General features: G+C 32.6%; 20 protein-coding genes. 12 read left to right on the top strand and 8 right to left on the bottom strand.

Annotation, left to right across the window (positions count from 1 at the left end):
• Positions 1-5: 5 nt before the first annotated feature.
• On the bottom strand, positions 6-1,412 hold the full coding sequence (locus tag GMC_RS0112345) for a right-handed parallel beta-helix repeat-containing protein (RefSeq protein ID WP_010522429.1): 1,407 nt from the start codon (positions 1,410-1,412) through the stop codon (positions 6-8).
• A 27-nt stretch (positions 1,413-1,439) separates the two neighbouring features.
• On the bottom strand, positions 1,440-2,717 hold the full coding sequence (gene kynU / locus GMC_RS0112340; RefSeq protein ID WP_010522428.1) for a kynureninase: 1,278 nt from the start codon (positions 2,715-2,717) through the stop codon (positions 1,440-1,442).
• Positions 2,718-2,891: 174 nt separating this feature from the next.
• Here kynU and GMC_RS0112335 point away from each other — a divergent pair, with 174 nt between their 5' ends.
• Together GMC_RS0112335 and GMC_RS0112330 are read left to right on the top strand one after the other, a co-directional pair.
• Complete coding sequence (locus GMC_RS0112335; protein WP_010522427.1) at positions 2,892-4,091, top strand: OmpA family protein; 1,200 nt, start codon at positions 2,892-2,894, stop codon at positions 4,089-4,091.
• Between the two features lie 82 nt (positions 4,092-4,173).
• Positions 4,174-4,815, top strand: coding sequence for an O-methyltransferase (locus GMC_RS0112330; RefSeq protein WP_010522426.1), 642 nt, complete (start codon positions 4,174-4,176; stop codon positions 4,813-4,815).
• 83 nt (positions 4,816-4,898) lie between these two features.
• Here the strand turns inward: GMC_RS0112330 and GMC_RS0112325 are convergent, their stop codons facing one another.
• The 3 genes from GMC_RS0112325 to GMC_RS0112315 form a co-directional block, all read right to left on the bottom strand.
• The gene (locus GMC_RS0112325) at positions 4,899-5,582 is read right to left on the bottom strand and encodes a hypothetical protein (RefSeq protein ID WP_010522425.1); all 684 of its coding nucleotides are present in this window, start codon (positions 5,580-5,582) and stop codon (positions 4,899-4,901) included.
• A 72-nt stretch (positions 5,583-5,654) separates the two neighbouring features.
• Positions 5,655-5,939, bottom strand: a complete 285-nt coding sequence (locus GMC_RS0112320; protein WP_010522424.1) for a Sec-independent protein translocase subunit TatA/TatB — start codon at positions 5,937-5,939, stop codon at positions 5,655-5,657.
• 132 nt (positions 5,940-6,071) lie between these two features.
• The gene (locus GMC_RS0112315; RefSeq protein WP_010522423.1) at positions 6,072-8,144 is read right to left on the bottom strand and encodes an HD family phosphohydrolase; all 2,073 of its coding nucleotides are present in this window, start codon (positions 8,142-8,144) and stop codon (positions 6,072-6,074) included.
• A gap of 278 nt (positions 8,145-8,422) precedes the next feature.
• On the opposite strand from GMC_RS0112315, the gene GMC_RS0112310 reads away from it, so the two are divergent.
• Positions 8,423-9,619, top strand: a complete 1,197-nt coding sequence (locus GMC_RS0112310; protein ID WP_010522422.1) for an acetyl-CoA C-acyltransferase — start codon at positions 8,423-8,425, stop codon at positions 9,617-9,619.
• Between the two features lie 7 nt (positions 9,620-9,626).
• Complete coding sequence (locus GMC_RS0112305; RefSeq protein ID WP_010522421.1) at positions 9,627-10,379, top strand: C40 family peptidase; 753 nt, start codon at positions 9,627-9,629, stop codon at positions 10,377-10,379.
• Positions 10,380-10,402: 23 nt separating this feature from the next.
• Here GMC_RS0112305 and aroQ read toward each other — a convergent pair whose 3' ends face one another.
• Both aroQ and GMC_RS0112295 read right to left on the bottom strand, forming a co-directional pair.
• Positions 10,403-10,819: a type II 3-dehydroquinate dehydratase gene (gene aroQ, locus GMC_RS0112300; RefSeq protein ID WP_010522420.1), complete on the bottom strand. Its 417-nt coding sequence runs from the start codon at positions 10,817-10,819 to the stop codon at positions 10,403-10,405.
• Between the two features lie 108 nt (positions 10,820-10,927).
• A complete protein-coding gene (locus GMC_RS0112295; RefSeq protein ID WP_010522419.1) occupies positions 10,928-11,470 on the bottom strand; it encodes a porin family protein in 543 nt (180 codons plus the stop codon).
• A gap of 93 nt (positions 11,471-11,563) precedes the next feature.
• On the opposite strand from GMC_RS0112295, the gene xerD reads away from it, so the two are divergent.
• From xerD to GMC_RS0112275, 4 genes are all read left to right on the top strand, one after another.
• Positions 11,564-12,466, top strand: coding sequence for a site-specific tyrosine recombinase XerD (gene xerD / locus GMC_RS0112290; RefSeq protein WP_010522418.1), 903 nt, complete (start codon positions 11,564-11,566; stop codon positions 12,464-12,466).
• A gap of 160 nt (positions 12,467-12,626) precedes the next feature.
• Positions 12,627-13,127: a hypothetical protein gene (locus GMC_RS0112285; protein ID WP_010522417.1), complete on the top strand. Its 501-nt coding sequence runs from the start codon at positions 12,627-12,629 to the stop codon at positions 13,125-13,127.
• A 188-nt stretch (positions 13,128-13,315) separates the two neighbouring features.
• Positions 13,316-13,798, top strand: a complete 483-nt coding sequence (locus tag GMC_RS0112280; RefSeq protein ID WP_010522416.1) for a hypothetical protein — start codon at positions 13,316-13,318, stop codon at positions 13,796-13,798.
• 110 nt (positions 13,799-13,908) lie between these two features.
• Positions 13,909-15,231 (top strand): D-arabinono-1,4-lactone oxidase, encoded by a 1,323-nt coding sequence (locus GMC_RS0112275; RefSeq protein WP_010522415.1) that lies wholly within the window; start codon positions 13,909-13,911, stop codon positions 15,229-15,231.
• A 109-nt stretch (positions 15,232-15,340) separates the two neighbouring features.
• Here GMC_RS0112275 and GMC_RS0112270 read toward each other — a convergent pair whose 3' ends face one another.
• Positions 15,341-16,288 carry a phosphoribosylaminoimidazolesuccinocarboxamide synthase gene (locus tag GMC_RS0112270; protein WP_010522414.1) on the bottom strand — a complete coding sequence of 316 codons (948 nt, stop codon included), beginning with the start codon at positions 16,286-16,288 and terminating at the stop codon, positions 15,341-15,343.
• 376 nt (positions 16,289-16,664) lie between these two features.
• Between GMC_RS0112270 and GMC_RS0112265 the strand changes: the two genes are divergently transcribed.
• The 4 genes from GMC_RS0112265 to GMC_RS0112250 all read left to right on the top strand — a co-directional run bounded on the left by GMC_RS0112265 (position 16,665) and on the right by GMC_RS0112250 (position 19,369).
• Positions 16,665-17,024 (top strand): hypothetical protein, encoded by a 360-nt coding sequence (locus GMC_RS0112265; RefSeq protein WP_010522413.1) that lies wholly within the window; start codon positions 16,665-16,667, stop codon positions 17,022-17,024.
• Positions 17,005-18,177 carry a hypothetical protein gene (locus tag GMC_RS0112260; protein WP_010522412.1) on the top strand — a complete coding sequence of 391 codons (1,173 nt, stop codon included), beginning with the start codon at positions 17,005-17,007 and terminating at the stop codon, positions 18,175-18,177. The genes GMC_RS0112265 and GMC_RS0112260 overlap by 20 nt, the downstream gene beginning before the upstream one ends.
• Positions 18,178-18,245: 68 nt before the next feature.
• Positions 18,246-18,779 (top strand): hypothetical protein, encoded by a 534-nt coding sequence (locus GMC_RS0112255; RefSeq protein WP_010522411.1) that lies wholly within the window; start codon positions 18,246-18,248, stop codon positions 18,777-18,779.
• Between the two features lie 71 nt (positions 18,780-18,850).
• Entirely contained in the window at positions 18,851-19,369 is a 519-nt protein-coding gene (locus GMC_RS0112250; RefSeq protein ID WP_010522410.1) for a DUF6705 family protein, read from the top strand.
• Positions 19,370-19,426 lie beyond the last annotated feature (57 nt).

Here is a 19,426-nt window from a genome sequence, read left to right as displayed (position 1 = left end):
CTAATTCAATTTATCCAACATCCATTCCATGGTGTTTCTGATAATGGAATATCGAAGTTCTCTTCATTATAAGTGTTTCCTTTGGCTGTTCCGCTAACTTCTAAAAAACGATATGCCCAACATTTTTGAGGATGCGCTACCTTATTATTCTCTAAGGTCAAATTTTTCATTAACCAAAAAGCCAAATGCCCATTATTCAAATAATTATCCTCAACTACTAAATCCGCTCCTTTGTACATGTAAAATCCACAATTATTACATGTATTTTCCATAATATAGGTTGTTGCAGAATTGATCTTGGGCTTATCATTGGAATACATAATAATTCCATTCCAATTATTCACTGTGGGTGATAATAAGGTAATATCATTGTTTTTGATGGTCCAGTCAGCATTTTTCCAATAAACAATAGGACCATCAATATAGGTACTCCCCTCTCCTTGAGTTAACACATTACCTTCAACCAATACGTTTTTTGCTGCCGTATTTACAATATCACCTCCTGTATTATGATGGAAATAGTTTGAGCGAATGGTAATATTTTTATTAATACGTCCTGCTCCTTCCATATCTATTCCAAATTGCGGTGAAGTTCCTCTAGTATGATGAATTTCATTGTTTTCAATCAAAACTTCCGAACTTCCAACTAAAGAAATTCCTTGACGTCTATTTTCTGAAAAATTATTATTACGAACAACTATATTTTTTAATTTCTGTTCTGTGGCTCCCTTTTTACTCCCCACCATTAAAATACCATCGCCATTCGCCTTTGCCAATACTGTATTTTCTATAGTAATAAATTGGCTTTCACCATTAATACAAATTAAATGACCTTCGTCATGCACCGTGCTCCCGTCACTTTGGCGTGGAGTGTAAACATGACTATCTCGATCTCCAATTATTGTTCCACCAGAAACCACTACGTGCTTTGCATTGTTAATGGATATTGCACAATAATTCCATTTGTCATTTTTAGCCATTTCAATAACAGCTTCCTTATCCAGCAATAATGCCATATTATTATTCAACTCAATACCTGCCTGATAAATGTCATTCCCATACTTACCCAGTAAATAATGTCCCTTAGGTAATCGTATTTTACCAAATCCTTCATTTGAAGCCCAATCGATAGCTGCTTGTAAGTTATCTGTAGTTTTTACCGGAGCCGTTCTATTGTTTGGAATTTCCCATTTTTCTACATCTATAATGTATTCTTTGTCAGCAATTGCATCATAAGGTAAACTAGATATAGCTTGCATTGGACCAACTACTGAATTTGGATTTTCAGGATCGGCTTGAATAATTTGTGGAACAACATCATTATCAGTATCAGATTCCTCTTCGGAACACGAATGTAATCCCAAAAGAATTGATACTATTATAATTAATTTAAAATTTGTAGTAAAATTCATATGTTTAATAACATCAAATAAGAAATTCTATTGCTTAATAATGGCTTTTTCTAAAATTTTTCCAAAATCAAACATATCGGTATAGTTACAATATAAAGGTGCAGGTGCTAAACGAATGACATTAGGTTCACGCCAGTCTACTGAAACTCCATTTTCCATCAAATAATGGAAAACTTTTTTTCCGTAGCCATGTAAAAAAACTGATAATTGTGTGCCGCGTTCTTCAGGGTTCGAAGGTGTGATAATTTCGAAATCTGCGCCAATTTTATCGGATACAGCATTTAAAATAAATTCCAAATAGCTTACAATTAAATTACGTTTGGTGATAATTGCATCCATTCCTACGGCATCAAACATTTGTAATGATGCCAAATAAGGCGCCATACTCAATACGGGTGCATTACTAATTTGCCATGCATTCACATCGGGTTCGGGCACAAATTCTGGTGCCATTAAAAAACGCTCTTTTTTATGATGCCCCCACCAACCTTCAAACCTAGGAATATCTGTTAACCCATGATGCTTTTTGTGTACAAAACATCCCGAAGCACTCCCCGGACCGCTATTCATATATTTATAGCTACACCATGCAGCAAAATCCACATTCCAGTCGTGTAATTTTAACTCCACATTACCTACAGCATGTGCCAAATCCCAACCAACAAAAGCACCTTGCTTTTTTGCTGCAGCAGAAATTACTTCCATATCAAAAACCTGACCCGTATAATAATTTACTCCACCAATAAGCAGTAGCGCACATTCATCACCAATATTTTCAATAGTTTTCAGAACATCTTCAGTCCTAAAGTTATGTTCTCCTGGGCGTTTTTTTATTTCAACAATAGCATCTTCGGGTTTGTATCCATGAAAACGTACTTGACTGGCAATCATATATTGATCGCTTGGAAAAGCTTTTTCTTCACAAATAATTTTAAAACGCTTAGTTGTTGGTCGGTAAAAAGAAACCATCAATAAATGCAGATTTACCGTTAGGGTGTTCATCACCGTAACTTCCTCTGGCATTCCGCCTACTATTTTGGAAAGCTGGGTACTAAATCGCTCATGATAATCCCACCAAGGCTTTTTTGCTTCAAAATGACCTTCAACCCCCAAAGTTTCCCAATCCTTTAAAATTTCATCAATGTAAGTTCGCGCCAATTTTGGTTGTAATCCTAATGAATTCCCTGTAAAGTAAATAATATCTTTTCCATTGTGCTTTGGAAAATGAAACTGTTCTCGGTAGTGATTTAAAGGATCTTGTTTGTCTAAACTTTGAGCAAATTCAAGCGAATTTTTGAATATCATACATTAATATTTAATGGTTGTACAATATAATTGTTTATTTGAAGAATGTCTATTTGTTTGTCTTCGATTGTAGCATGGTAAAGTTCAATACTTAATTCTTAGGGTACAAACTAGTTTCACTGAACAATTCATAAAAAAAACGTAAATTTAATTCTAAACTAACCACTTAACATCATGAAAAGAATAGTCACTCTACTCGCAACAACCATTTTTTTACATAGTATTCCCTGCAATGCTCAAATTTGGGATAAAATAAAAAAACGTGCTGAAGAAAAAGCGGAAGAGTTACTCACAAAAAAGCGAGATAAAAAAAGTAAAAAAGAAACCTCCAAAGCTGGAGGTATTTTATCTGACGAAGATTACTCAGGTGGTGTAAATACTACTCCTGTAGAAGTTTGGCGAAATTACAAATTTGTTCCTGGAGAGGATGTTATTTTTTACGATGATTTAACCTACGAAGAAGTTGGTGAATTCCCTTCGCGTTGGGATTTACGTCAAGGTGGCGCCGAAGTAGCCACCTTTGATGGTGATAAAGTTATTATTGGTACCGCTCAATATGAAAATACCATTTTACCGCTATTCAATAATAAAAAATACTTGTCGGATGAGTTTACTATCGAATTTGATATTTATGTAGATGAAATGTCTAAATCATATTACAATAACTGGACTAATTACGACATTATACTAAGTAGTAATTCTTTAAACAATCCTAATATTGACTTTTCATTAAGATCCGATAAAACTACTGGACAAGTTGGGAGTTATGATTTTCAATTAGAAAATGTGAGTTTGGGGCGTTTAAAAGCTTGGCACCATATTGCCATGTCCTATAACAAAGGTAAATTTAAAATGTATTATGACGAAAAGCGTATTGCTAATTTACCAAGGTTAAATTTTACGCCCAATACCTTTGGCATACAAATGGACATTAAGCAAAACAGTTCTTTTCCTGGAAAAGCTTTATATGGTATACGTAATATCCGTATAGCCAATGGTGGCGGACAATTATATAAACGCATCATTTCGGAAGGAAAATACAGTACCAATGGTATTCATTTTAAATCTGGTGAAGCTGATGTGGAATCACAGTCATTAGGAATTATTAACAAAATCGTCGCTATTATGAAAGAATATAAAGACTGGAATTTCCAAATTATAGGACATACTGATAGCGATGGTGATAACGCAAAAAACCTCAGCTTATCTCAAAAGCGTGCCGAAGCTGTAAAAAAGGCCCTAGTAGAACAAGGCATAAAAAAAGAACGTATTACTTGTATAGGTAAAGGGGAAACCGAACTATTATTTACGGATGCAAATGCCAGTATTGAAGACAAAGCCAATAACCGAAGGGTTGAGTTTTTAAAACAATAAAAAACAATCATACCATAAGCATTATCACTATGCGTTAGCTTTTCACTAACGCATGGTGTATTTTTGCACAAATTGTTTTGATATGCATTTTATACCCGACGCACTTGATGATTATGTGGCTGCACATTCTGAAAAAGAACCTCAATTACTACAACAGCTTACGCGCGAAACTTACCAAAAAATATTGCAACCTCGTATGCTGAGTGGCCATTATCAAGGGCGTATTTTAAGTATGCTTTCCAAACTTATTCAACCAAAAACTATTTTAGAAATAGGCACGTACACGGGCTATTCTGCTTTATGCTTATGCGAAGGTTTAAAAAAAGATGGACTGTTACACACCATTGATATCAACGAAGAGTTGGAAGATTTTCAACGCTCTTATTTTGACAAATCCCCTTACGGGAGAAACATAAAACAGCATATTGGAAATGCCATTGAAATCATTCCCAAATTAACTACCAAGTTCGATTTGGTATTTATTGATGCCGACAAACCTAATTACGTCAACTATTTTAATCTAATTATTGATAAAATGAACTCTGGCGGTATTATTTTATCCGATAATGTATTATGGAGCGGAAAAGTAATTGAAAAACTACAACCCAACGATGAGTCTACTAAAGCTTTAATTGAATATAATAAGTTATTGGCTGAAGATCCAAGAATTGAAACGGTATTACTGCCTATAAGAGACGGATTAACTATTAGTAGGTTAAATTAATTCTTTATCTAATAGATCTCATTAAATTAGTATTGATAAAATATAATTGATTATTGAATTTAACCAAAAACACAAAATAAAGATCACCTATAAGCTGTAAATAAAACAACCAAATCCTCATTACCTACATTTTGTGATCCGTTTGCGTAGGTTACTTCAATTATAAACCCATCCGAAGTAAATTCAATGACCTCCCCTGTAATTACACCTAAATTATTCCCATTTTGATTTCCATATCTAATACCAATAGCATGATCACTTGATGCAAATCGACTAATATCATTAATCGAATTTCCATTCGCGCCTAAATATATCACTTGTTGTTGATCAATTGTTTTACCAGAACCTCTGGCAAAACCATTCATAGTACCAAATGAATTATTTGAAGTATTATCATTATTACCTACTGAATTATCAGCATTTATATCCAAAACTTCGATATTAGGATGTGCCACAAAACTAACTGAAGTGGGGGCAAAAGGGATCCCCGGAACTGTAATTTGTGCTGGTGTAGCTCCTGTAATCTGAAATACGCCTAAATAAGTGTTATTTGATGTTAAAATCTCTAACCAACCCGTATCAGTATATTCAAAAAGTCTATTGATATCGGTATCATAAACCATATTCCCTTCAGTAATTCCTGTAATGGCTAATCTTTCGGCTGTGGTAGCCATTGGTATTCCCATAAGTGAATTAGCATCTATTTGAGCTAGCATTTTATATAAAAAAAGTACAACTATTGAAAAGAATAATAATATTTTAACCACTTAATATTTTTTTTATAATTCTCATGTACAATATATTAAAAAATACCAGTAAGGTGAAGTTAAAAAACTATTTTAAAATGTTCTTTTAATTGGTCCCGTTAAATCATCAATGTCTTTTTGAACTTCTTTTATATTTTTAGTGATATCTTTAGTAATTGGATTATTTTTTACGTCAATATCTTGAGCGCTATCAGTAATTTCGCGTTTAATTTCGTTAGTAGCGTCTTTGATTTGACGCATCCCTTTCCCTAAACCACGAGCTATTTCTGGAATTTTATCTGCTCCAAACACCATAACTAGTATAAAAACTATAAAAGCTATTTCGGTACCACTAATAAATAAAGGAATATGCATCATATTGCAAATATAGTATACAGTTGTATAATAGAAAAAAAGAGCGTTTGTAAATTCTTTAAAAAATAGTGTTCCTTAGTCTTATAAATAGTTTGACTGTTAAACAAACTATTTATAGACCTAAACTAAATACAGCTACTCAGGATATTCAATCCTTAAGTGATACATGTTGTTTAGCTTTCTTTTCATTACCTTTTTTATTTGCTGAATTTCTTTAAAGGTGATATCAGCATTTAAAAATTGACCTTCATCCATTTGCTTATTGATAATTTTTTCTACAAACTGATCAATTAATGTACTGGTTGGATTTTTGATACTTTTTGAAGCTGCCTCTACACTATCACTCATCATTAAAATTGCAGTTTCTTTTGAAAAAGGTATCGGTCCGGGGTATTGAAAAAGTGAAATATCAACATCTGGATTGTCCTCTTTTGCCATTACGTAAAAATAGTACACGGTACTTGTTCCATGATGCGTCCTTATAAAATCAACGACCCTATCAGGTAGGTTATTCTTTTTAGCAATTTCAATACCTTTAAGTACATGATCAGTAATAATTTTAGCACTCTCTGATGGCGATAAATGATCATGCGGATTCATACCCGCGGTTTGATTTTCGGTATAATACGTAGGCGCACTCATTTTTCCTATGTCATGATATAAAGCTCCTACCCTAACTAACATTGCGTTTGCTCCAATTTCATTGGCGGCAGCTTCTGCTAAATTTGCAACGTTTAAGGAATGATGAAAAGTCCCTGGAGCTACCTCCGAAAGTTCTTTTAATAGTTTGGAGTTGGTATCACTTAATTCTAATAAAGAGACATCCGATACCAAGCCAAAAATCTTTTCGAAACCGTAAATTAAGGGATGTACAATTAAGGTAGCAAAACCACAAAGCACAAACAATAAAATGGGTTGTAATTCTGCTATTTTTTCTGAAAAAGTTTGTGCATCCTTACTAAACAAACTCCCCTCCTGTATGATATGAAAAGCAATGTATGCTACCACATATACCAAAGTAATTTGACCTACTGACACAAATAAATTTGCCCGCTTATACAATTCTGAAACAGTCAAAATAGTTACAATTCCTGCAATAGTTTGCAAAAACATATACTCGTAGTTATTGGGAACCAAAAATCCTAAAATTAACACCGTAATTACATGCGTAAAAAAACCCAAACGCGCATCAAAAAAGGCTTTTATCACCAACGGTAAAATACAAATAGGAATCACATATACAAACTTTGAATTGTATTTTATAACCAAAGTAGTAATAAACGCCATAAGCAACATATTGAATATTACAAAGGTTACTTTTGTGTTGTTTTCGTAAATTGAATAACGGTACTTTTTAATAAATAAAAATAACATTAGAAGAGCCAAAGCTACTAGTAACAAATAGCCAAAAACAATCCAATTCTGATTGTTTTCGCTCCAAATTTGAGACTCGTATTGCTTTTGTAATGACTTTAAAACTTGAAAAGTATCCTCATCAATAATTTCTCCTCTTGCAATTATTCTTCGATCCTTTTCGACACTTCCCCTACTATCCAATACATTAGACAATTCCTGCGCTATAGCCCTTTCCGTAAGTTCATTATTTAAAGAAACATTCGGTTTTAAAATTTCAAAAAACAAAAAAGTCAACTTGTCTATTTGATCAGGATAAGCGCTCTCTATTTTTTTATTAATAAATTTTGTTACCTGTTCTGTAGAAAAAACACTTTCAAATGTATACTCCGAAACGTTATTTCCTTTTTTAAGATAAATTATTTTTTCAGGAGCATACAACAATGCCTGATCATAAATACCCTGTTTGTAAACTTCATTTATCGTTTTTAAAACAAAGTTATAAAGCTTTTTCCCTTTTTTTTCGGCTAGCGTATCGTTAAAAACACTTGTGTATTTTTCTTTTAATCCTTTTTTTACCTCAACAAAAACATTGGTATCCACTTCAAAATAAGGAATGCTATTATCAATAATTTGCTTTTTTTCAGAAGCTAAATCTTCCTCCGACTTTAACACTCCGAAATTAAACGGTGCATATAAATTTTCATATTGCCATGGTTTTCCTTTAGAAAAATTGTATTTAAATTTCCCCTTTTTGGGAAACATGTACACAATGGCTATGGTTGTTATAACAAAAATCAACACTTTGTAAAATGCTGATTGATTTTTATAAAATGATTCTCTTACTTGATTCATGAAATAATAAAATTCAATTCAAAGGTACTAATTATACTTAACCCGCTGATATGGCTACTTTAGATTTTGTGTAACAGCTACAATCTACCTTAAACACTAGTATAAACTGATTTTTTTAATTTAATCATAGTGATACCATGCTAAAGTTAAGAAAGCATTCATATTTATCGTATTTCACAGCTTAATAACAAAGTTTTAATGCGTAAAGCAGGTTAAATTTTATAATTCATTTTTCTTAACTATGAAATTACCTAGCAAAAATTCATAAATTCGCATATATGAGTAAGTCAAAATCAATAGCGATAATTTCTGCCGTAAGGACTCCAATAGGAAGTTTTTTAGGTAGTTTATCCAACGTACCTGCTACCGAACTTGGTGCCATTGCCATAAAAGCAGCAATTGAAAAAGCAAACATTGCTCCAAGTAGTATTAATGAAGTTTTTATGGGACATGTATTACAGGCTAACTGCGGACAAGCTCCTGCCAGGCAGGCTGCTATGGGAGCTGGATTACCCGACAGCGTACCCTGCACAACGGTAAATAAAGTTTGTGCCAGCGGATTGAAATCAGTCATTCTTGCCACTCAAGCATTAGCGTTAGGTGATTCTGATATTGTTATTGCTGGTGGTATGGAAAATATGAGTCAAGCTCCACACTACTCACATTTACGCAATGGTTATAAATTTGGCAATGCAGATTTTATTGATGGGTTAATGAAAGATGGACTTACAGATGTATACAATCAACAAGCTATGGGTGTTTGTGCGGATTTGTGTGCAGATACCAATGCCATTACACGCGAAGATCAAGATGCTTTCGCAATTCAATCATATACCAGAGCTAAAGAGGCCTGGGATACAGGAAAATTTAAAGAAGAAGTAATACCAGTAACAGTACCACAACGAAGAGGTGAGCCTAAAATAGTTTCTACTGATGAGGAATACCTGCAAGTAAAGTTCGAAAAAATACCTTCGTTGCGTCCTGCTTTTTCCTCAACAGGCACTGTAACAGCAGCAAATGCTTCTACATTGAACGATGGAGCATCCGCAATGGTGTTAATGACCACTGAAAAAGCAGAGGAATTGGGCTTAACCCCAATTGCCATTATAAAAAGTTATGCTGATGCCGCTCAAGAGCCTGAGTGGTTTACCACTGCTCCCTCAAAAGCATTACCAAAAGCATTGATAAAAGCTGGATTACTAATTGATGATATTGACTTTTTTGAATTAAACGAGGCTTTTGCCGTAGTGGGCTTAGCCAATCAAAAAATTCTTTCCATTCCAAACGAAAAAATGAATATTCACGGTGGTGCAGTAGCCCTTGGTCATCCATTAGGTTGTTCAGGTGCTCGAATTTTAACAACATTAATACATATCTTAAACCAAAATAATGGTCGATATGGCGCTGCAGCTATTTGTAATGGAGGTGGTGGTGCATCTACTATGATTATTGAAAATCCAAATTACAACGCTTAGTTAATTTATGCAGTACGGAATAGCCCACCTTAGCATGATTTCATTGCGAGAGAATCCATCGGATACCGCCGAACAAACTTCGCAAATATTATATGGAGAGTTTTTTAAAGTACTCGAAGTACGAAAAAAATGGAGCCGTATCCGTTTAGCATATGATAAATATGAAGGGTGGATTGACAACCTACAATATACGTTTTGCGAAGAGCAGCAATACAAAGCTTTAATTAAAGAAAAACCTCTACTTTCAATAAATTTGGTAGATTTTATTTTACTCCCTAATGAACAGTTAATGCCTGTACCTTTAGGAGTTACTTTAAATGCTTTAACCATTTTAGGGCATAATTTTGAAGGAAAAAATACGAATAAAAAGCAGCTCAAAAATCACCTCATTGAAACTGCTCTTGTATATTTGAACACGCCGTACCAATGGGGCGGAAAAACTGCTTTTGGAATTGATTGTAGCGGCTTTACACAAATGGTTTATAAAATAAATGGCCACCAATTAAAACGTGATGCCTCCCAACAAGCAACACAAGGTGATCCATTAAGTTTTATTGAAGAAAGTGAACCTGGCGATCTGGCTTTTTTTGATAATGATGAAGGAAAAATTACCCATGTTGGCATAATGATGAAGGACAACTATATTATTCATGCCCATGGAAAAGTACGCATTGATCGTATTGACCACACCGGAATTTTTAACGCTGAGAGACGCACCCACACCCATAAATTACGAGTAATCAAACGCATTATTAATTAATAAACAATCAAATTCTATTTGTTTTACTTTACAAAACTTTGGATTGCCAAATCATAACTTTGAAGTCCAAAACCCAATATTACCCCTTTAGCGTTGGGCGAAATATAGGAATTGTGCCTAAAAGCCTCTCTAGCAAATGTATTAGATATATGCACCTCAACCACTGGTACACCTACAGCTTTAATGACATCACCAATTGCAACTGAAGTGTGCGTGTAAGCTGCCGCATTTAAAACCACACCATCATACACCCCATCAGCTTGCTGTAGAGCAGTCACTAACTCTCCTTCATGATTTGATTGTTGGTAGGACAAAGTAAGGTCAGAAAATTTTAACTTTAGTTCTTTAAAATAATCTTCAAACGTTTGACTTCCGTAAATACCAGGCTCTCGTGTGCCTAGTAAATTTAAATTCGGACCATTTAATACTAAAAGCTTCATAAAATTAATTTCTGTAGAATTTCAAAAGTACTAAAATTTGATACAAAAAAAACCGAAAGTATTTGCTTTATAACTTTCGGTTTTGAATTATAAAATTTTAGATGTAATTTAAAATCGATACCCTACTGATAATTGAAAATTGTTTGAAGTCAATTCAAAATTTTCTTCAAATTCAGTGAGACCGTAATTGTATCTTGCCTGAGCAAAAAGACCAATAGCTGGAAATTTATACTCTAATCCAGCTGCTAAATCAAAATTCAAGCTTTTAAAATCTTCTTCAACTGTTGCTCGCAAAACTTCATCTGAAAACTCAGATTTTGTACTGATTTTAAATTGAGGCCCTAATTGCAATCTTAAACCAGGTATAATTTTATAGGTGTATAATATAGGTACGTTCACATAGTTTAAGTCAATATCATCAGAAGATTCCACCGAATACAACACCTCAAAATGAAGACCCGATTTTTTTACTAGAGGCACTGCTAAAACAACTCCTGCATGAAAACCTGAGTTATTATCAATTTCAACCTCCTTGCCATCAAACTGCATGAAGTTTAATCCTGCTTTTAACCCAAACGAAGGCTTTCCCTGAGCGTTAGCTAATGCTAAACCAAAGGCACTTATTAATAGTGTTATAATTAATTTTTTCATAATCTTGTAGGCTTTAAAAAATAAATTTCAACTAAAATAACTATATTTTATAACTTTCTCTCTTTTAATCCAAAAGTTTAGCAAATACTTAGCATGAACTGGAAAAATAGCCTAAACGATTACACGAATTATCTTTCTATTGAACGCGGACTTTCCGACAATAGCATTACTAATTATTCGCTTGATATCATTAAACTTATCAATTACCTGGAATCCAATGAAATTAACGCTTCGCCAATAACAATTTCCAAAACCGACATTCAGCAATTTATATATGAAATAGCTAAAATTTTACATGAAAGATCACAAGCGCGAATTATTTCAGGATTACGTGGTTTTTTTGATTATTTAATTTTCGAAAATTATCGAGTCGATAACCCGATGGATTTAATTGAATCGCCAAAAATTGGACAAAAACTACCCGACACCCTAAGTCTCGAAGAAATTGATACAATCATTAGTCAAGTTGACTATTCCAAGGCTGAAGGCGAACGGAATCATGCTATTATTGAAATGCTATATGGCTGTGGACTCCGCGTAAGTGAGCTTACTAATTTAAAAATTTCGGACTTATATTTTGAAGAAGGATTTATTGCCGTTACCGGAAAAGGCAACAAGCAACGCCTAATTCCCATTGCTGAACACACTCAAAAAACACTTCAAAATTACCTTGATAATAGTAGGACAAAAGTTACAATAAAAAAGGACTACACAAATATCATATTTTTAAATAGACGTGGGAGTATTTTGACAAGAGCAATGATCTTTACTATAGTAAAGAACTTAGTCAAAAGAGCTCGTATAGAAAAGAATATTAGCCCACACACCTTCCGCCACTCATTTGCCACTCATCTCTTAGAAAATGGAGCTAATTTACGCGCTATACAGCAAATGCTAGGACACGAAAGCATTACTACAACCGAAATCTATATGCACTTGGACAGGCAACATCTTTCTGATACTTTAAACAAATTCCACCCGAGAAAAAATATGTAAAATCGTTAATTTAATCACTTTTACCGTTTAAATTTACACGAATTACACATCAAAATAAACACATTATCGAAATTAAATGTGTTTTTATCTAATAAATTAAAATTACCGTCTAAAAACTTTATACATCTCATACATTTGTTTCAAACAAACCAGCTTTTATATGAGAAAAAATTACACTTTGACAATTACCTTATTATTTATTTTTACATCCTTATCTGCTCAAAATTTTGTGAATGCAATTGTTTGGGAAGCCAACACTAAAAGCGGCGGAAAATTTATTGGAATTTCAAATGATCAATACGAAGCCGAAATCATAATAGATGAATTAAAATTTGAAAATGAAGGAACAAAGTATGAAGTTGACATGGTAAATATTAACAAAACCTCAATTGCTTTGAAAAATGAAAACCTTACAGTTTATGATGATTTTATTAGTGACAGTCCTGACATTGAATACAAGTATATTTCCGAAATTGAATTAATTGCTTTGCAATACATGGAAGATAATAGCTATGAAACTGGCATAAAATTTTACATGAATGTAAGTAGAGTAAAGAGCGAAGCAAAAGCGAAACATTATTTAGAAACACTTTATACCAATTATTCTAAATACCTATTCAACATTCAAACACCAGCCATGTTGGTTTCTTATTCGGAATAAACTTCTTACAAGAAAAATATAAGTATTCATTATTTAACTTATAGTAAAATTATCAACTGAAATCCCATAGATAACATTATTAGCCATAGATAACTTATGCATTTGATTAAAGCAAAACTATGGTTTCATTTTTTAATTAATTTCACAACCATAACATTGGTTTGATTTTAAAATACTATACCTATGCTATGAAAAAAATTATTCTATTACTATCCCTTATTTTTTCGTTTAACACTGCTTTATCCCAACAATATATAGATGCCATAAAATGGGAAGCTAGCACAAAAAATGGCGGAAAATTTATTGGAGCCACAAAAACCAAATTAGCTGCATTGGAAAATATAAACAATCTAATAAAACAATACCGAAATTCAGACAAAGAAATTCTAGATTTTATTACTCGTTTTGCCCCTTTAAAAGTTAAAAACAAAAAAGAAGCTATCGCATCACTCAATAAAAATCACTTTTATTTTTATTTATCCAAAAATGATTTCATTACTTTAAAAATCATTAAAAAACAAGAATTTAATGATGGCTTAAACTTCTATAAAAGTGCCAATAATATTAGCGATAAAGAAGTTGCAGAAACAGCTTTAAAGAAATTAATTTTTAAATCATCATACCTACTTAAATATGAAAAGCCTAGCACCTACCTTGCTAGAGTAGATTAACAGTACATTGAAGTTTTAAATAAATATCTGAGCAGCATTAATCTGTTGCAAAATAAACGTTAAGTATGCTATTTATTCTTAAAAAGTCTGTTAATTTGTCATAAAAAAATATGAATACAGGTACACAATGGATTAATTGGTCAAAATCTTTTACTTCAAAGCCGGATCAAATTGTTTACCCTTCCACTGAACAAGAACTTGTTCAACTTGTTAACGATGCAAATAACCACAATAAAAAAATAAAAGTTGTTGGATCAGGGCACTCTTGTTCTTTGATTGCTGCCACTAACAGCGGCTACTTAATTGATCTTAAAAACTACAATAATGTTATTCATTTTGATGCCGCCAACAAATTACTCACTGTACAAGGAGGCACTTCTTTACAAAAAATAGCAGAATTTAGTCTTGCCAATAACCTAGCCCTTGACAATTTAGGGACTATTGTTGAACAATCAATTTCAGGTGCTATTAGTACAGGAACGCATGGATCAGGATTAAAACATGGCGCTTTGGATCAAGCTGTTGTTGCCTTTACGGTAATTACTGCTAATGGACATCTTAAAATTTTTGACCGTCGCATTGATCTTACTGAATTTAATTTGGCTGTAGTAGGTCTGGGAGCTCTAGGAATTATATCATCAGTTACCTTACAACTAGTAACAAATTACCAATTAAAAATTAATACCACAACATTGAGTTTTGCCGAAATGATTAGTAAACTTGATGCACCCTATAATGATGAATACATGCGCTTTTGGTGGGCGCCTCACACTGATAAAGTACAGTATTGGAAAGCCACAAAAACGCAACATAATATTCAAAAAAAATCAGCTGCTACTGATTGGTTTAATGATATTTTTAAAGGAAACATGCTTCACGAACTAGGCTTGTGGCTTACTTCGTTTAGACACAAAAGCATCCCTTTATTAAATAAAACAATGTACAAACTACTCCTTGAAACTGAAACCAAGGATAAAGTAGTCAATTTTTTAGATGGTTTTACCTTACCTATTTTAGTCAAGCAAAAGGTAATGGAATACGGAATTCCCATTGAAGAAACCGAAGCTGTATTAGTAAAAATTAACAAACTATTTAGCAAAAACAAATACAAAGTACACATGCCTATTGAAGTTCGCTTTGCTCCAAAAGACGAATCTGCATTAAGTATGGCCCATGGCACGCCTACCTGTTATATTGGAATAATCGCTTATAAACCTTATGGAAAAGTAATCAACTTTGGCTCTTATTTCGAAGATGTGCATCATATTTTTGCTGCTCACCAAGGAAGGCCACATTGGGCTAAAGTTACTTTTTATTCTAAAGAACAATTGGCTGGCATGTACCCAAAATGGAATGAATTTAACAAACTAAAACAGCAACTTGATCCCAAAGAAATGTTTACAAATGATTTCTTAAAACGGTTATTTGATTAACAATACCCAAACCAATAATAATTAATAAAAAAGCAGCGCTGTGGCTGCTTTTTTATTGATTGTTTGATAGGCATTGTAAATACTATTTATTTTAAAAACGTCTTTCTTTTTAGCCTTTTAAATACGCTAACACATTAGTTTCAATTCGTTTTTCAATGTTGGCAACATCGGCTTTCACAAAAGCTTCACCAGTAATTTTTTCGTAGAGTTCAATGTAACGTTCCGAAACTGAATTGATGTAATCATCTGTCATTTCCGGAATTTGTTGTCCTTCTTTACCCTGAAATCCATTTAAAATTAACCATTGGCGTACAAATTCCTTAGATAATTGTTTCTGAGATTCTCCTTTTTCCTGACGTTCTTGGTAACCATCAGCGTAAAAATATCGTGAAGAATCTGGAGTATGGATTTCATCAATCAACACAATTTCACCAGCTTTTGTTTTACCAAATTCATATTTAGTGTCTACCAAAATTAAACCGCGTTTAGCAGCAATTTCTGTCCCTCTTTTAAACAATGCATGCGTATATTTTTCTAATACCAGGTAATCTTCTTCATTTACTATGCCTTTACTCAAAATTTCCTCGCGCGTAATATCCTCATCATGTTCACCATTGTCTGCTTTTGTAGAAGGAGTAATCAGAGGGTCTGGAAATTTATCATTTTCCTTCATTCCTTCTAACATAGGCATTCCGCAAATGAATCTGCGGCCCGCTTTATATTCTCTAGCTGCATGCCCTGATAAATAACCTCTAATTACCATTTCCACCTTAAAAGGCTCGCATAAATGCCCAACAGCTACGTTAGGATCTGGTGTTGCCAGTAACCAATTTGGTACAATATCCTCAGTAGCTTTCATCATTTTGGTAGCAATCTGATTTAATATCTGCCCTTTGTAAGGAATTCCTTTGGGCATCACCACATCAAATGCCGAAAGGCGATCAGTAGCTACCATTACTAAACGATCATCATTTATGGCATATACCTCGCGTACTTTTCCTTTATAAACAGATTTTTGACCTGGAAAATTATAGTTTGTATCGTTAATTGTATTCATCTTTTTGGCAAGGAATTTAAAAATGTAAAGATAACAGACTTTAAACTAAAATAAATTATTAATCAACTATGATTACCCAAAATTTTCTCGAACAAAAATGTCCTAAATAAATAATAGCACCTATAAAATTTCTTATCTAAGAAAAACATAAATTTTAATAGCTTATTAAATCGTAAACAAAACATAATAAGCTAATTACTAAATAGTTACTTAAAAATTTTTAAATACTCATTAAATAAAAAAATAAAACCCCATATAAATCAACGCTTTAGATGATTTTTAATTTATAAAATTTTGTTAAAACACTCTAAAATAACGACATAATACAACTACATTTATTGCTCACAAATACTCAAAATTAACTAATACTAACTTTATGATTAAAAACAAATCATTCCAACGAGCTGTATATCTAAGTTCACTATTTTATGCATCTATCCATTTTATCAGTTGTGAAACAGATGTAGTTACTCTAACAAATCCTAACCCACTGGAAATAAACGAATCTAAAACTGATGTTCATATCCTTAACAATATTAATGATGCTCCTGAAATAGCCTCATATGTTAAAAATTTGCAAAAACAAACAAACATACCTAAAGCTAGTAATTTAGGAGCCAATAAAACAATTCCTGATGCATCTAACGTTTTACAAATAGATGATACAAATATAGCTTGGTTAGAAAAAGATGACTACAAAAGGTATACCCTTCAGGTTGAAAAAAAAGGAAAATGAAGTATTATTCTTGGTTATTGAAAAAGATAAACTAACAGACAACTTAGATTCCTATTACTTAAAAATAATCACAAAACAAAACCTTAAAGACGATTCACTAATATCACCTGATCAAATTCAGGCTTATTATTTTTCTGAAAATTACTATAGCTTGTTTAATGAAGAAAAAGGAAGTAAAACCTTTTCTAGTAATAATTGTGGTGGTGGTTCTGGTGGTGGTGAAAAAAACCCTGGACGTCCGATTTCTGTTCCTCCATTCGAATTTGCTCCTATTTTTGTTTTTCCAATTGAGCGCCCAGGAGGAGGAAAAGGAGATGATAATGAACCTCCTAGTGGTGGAAGACGTGTTCCTGTTGAAACAATTAATCCAGCTCACGATAACGAACTTTCAAATAGTGACCTTTTATCACCCTTATTAGCTACTACAAATACATGTCATGAAGGTCATTTTCCTGTACCTTTTGTAAGTATACATGCTTCGCCTTGTGAACACATTAAAAAGTTAATGAATAGAACTCCTTTTAACAACAAATTCCAAGAATTAAAAGGAAAAACTAACTTAAAACATGAAACTGGTTTTCTATTTAACCACGAGGGTAAACCCGAAGCTTTACCGCTTGGAAAAGATGAGCACACCCTTAAAATTAGTTTGGAGTTAAACACCACCGGATACACACATACTCATTTGGATCCTTATGAAGGTTTAGTAATAGATGAAAAAACTGGAAATTTGGTGCCGGGTATTATAAAACCTTTTCGCATATTTTCGCCAACCGATGTAACTACTTTTTTAAAAATTGCTAAATTTAGAAATGATCCCGTAATAAGCGGAGATGTGGAAAGTGCTTATGGAGGAGTAATAACCAGTACTGGCAAATATTTTTTAAAGTACACTGGTAAGTTACCTATTAACATAGAAAGTATTATTAACCCTAATGAAAATGAAATTGAAAGACTTAAAGAATCTTATGAAGAAATAATGAAGAAAAATTCATCCTCCGTAGAAAAAGGTTTTTTAAAGTTTTTAAAAAAAGAATTTAACTTGAATGGCTTGCAATTGTACAAAGTAAAAGATGATCGTATGGGTAAAATTCAACTTGAATTACGCGAATTGAGTACCGACCAAAAAAGAATAATCAAAAAACCTTGCTAACTTAATAATACATAATTATGAACCTTATAAACAATTTAATAAAACTCTCTTTTTTCACTCTACTCGTAATGCAAAGTTGTGCTGCACAAAGTACTATAGTGGTTGAAAAAGTACATGAATACATAGATAATCCAAGAAAAGATTTATCAAGCGCTGGAGTAACTCGAATTATTGACAATAACAACGTTTTAAGGAAATATGAAGGTACTTGGAAGGGGCAATTGAATGGTATTTCTTATAATTTATTATTTAAAAAAATAACTAGAACCGATGATGGACTTACTGAAGATTTGTTGATTTTAAAATACCATATTAAAAATACCCAAACAAATACCACTATTGATAATACTTTAAATTTACCCGATGACTCAGTTTATGTTCCTTCAGTAGGCTATTTAGATGATAAAGATTTTTATCAATTATCATTTAATGGAGGCCAAAATAAATGCGGTATAAGTGGTCAATTGTTTATTAGTGTTTTTAACAATAAAATGGGTATTACCATGCTACAAGTACCTGGTTTTTCACCTATAGCAAACAGTTGTAATGAAGCTGTAACTATATTTCCGCCTAGTCAACCTATCCGTTTGATAAAACAATAAAATCAACAAACATAAAAGCACTGTATTTGTAAATATACCATTTAATTACAGTGCTTTTCTTTTTTTGATTTATGAGAGATATATTTTTTATACTATTCCTATCATTTATTTACTGTGGCTGCGCTACCCAAAGTACTATAGTTGTAGAAAAAAAGCACGAATACATAGATAATCCAAGAAAAGGCTTAGACGACGATGGAGTAACCCGAATTATTGATCGCAACAACGTTTTAAATCAATATGAAGGTACCTGGAAGGGTCAATTAAATGGTATTTCTTATAATTTATTTTTTAAAAAAATAACTAAAACCTATGATGGACTTACTCAAGATTTGTTAATTTTAAAATACCACATAAAAAATGCCCAAACAAATATAACTATTGATAATACTTTAAATTTACCCGATGACTCAGTTTATGTACCTTGGATAGGCTATTTAGATGATAAAGATTTTTATCAATTATCATTTAATGGCGGGCAAAATAAATGCGGTATAAGTGGTAGATTGTTTATTAGTGTTTTAAACAATAAAATGGGTATTACCATGCTACAAGTACCTGGTTTTTTCACCTATAGCAAACAGTTGTAATGAAGCCGTTATTATTTTTCCGCCACATCAGCCTATCAATTTGATAAAACAATAATA

The sequence above is a fragment of the Aquimarina agarivorans genome, from assembly GCF_000218485.1.
GTDB classification, from domain to species: Bacteria; Bacteroidota; Bacteroidia; order Flavobacteriales; family Flavobacteriaceae; genus Aquimarina; species Aquimarina agarivorans.
This window is presented reverse-complemented; position numbering and strand designations above follow the sequence as displayed.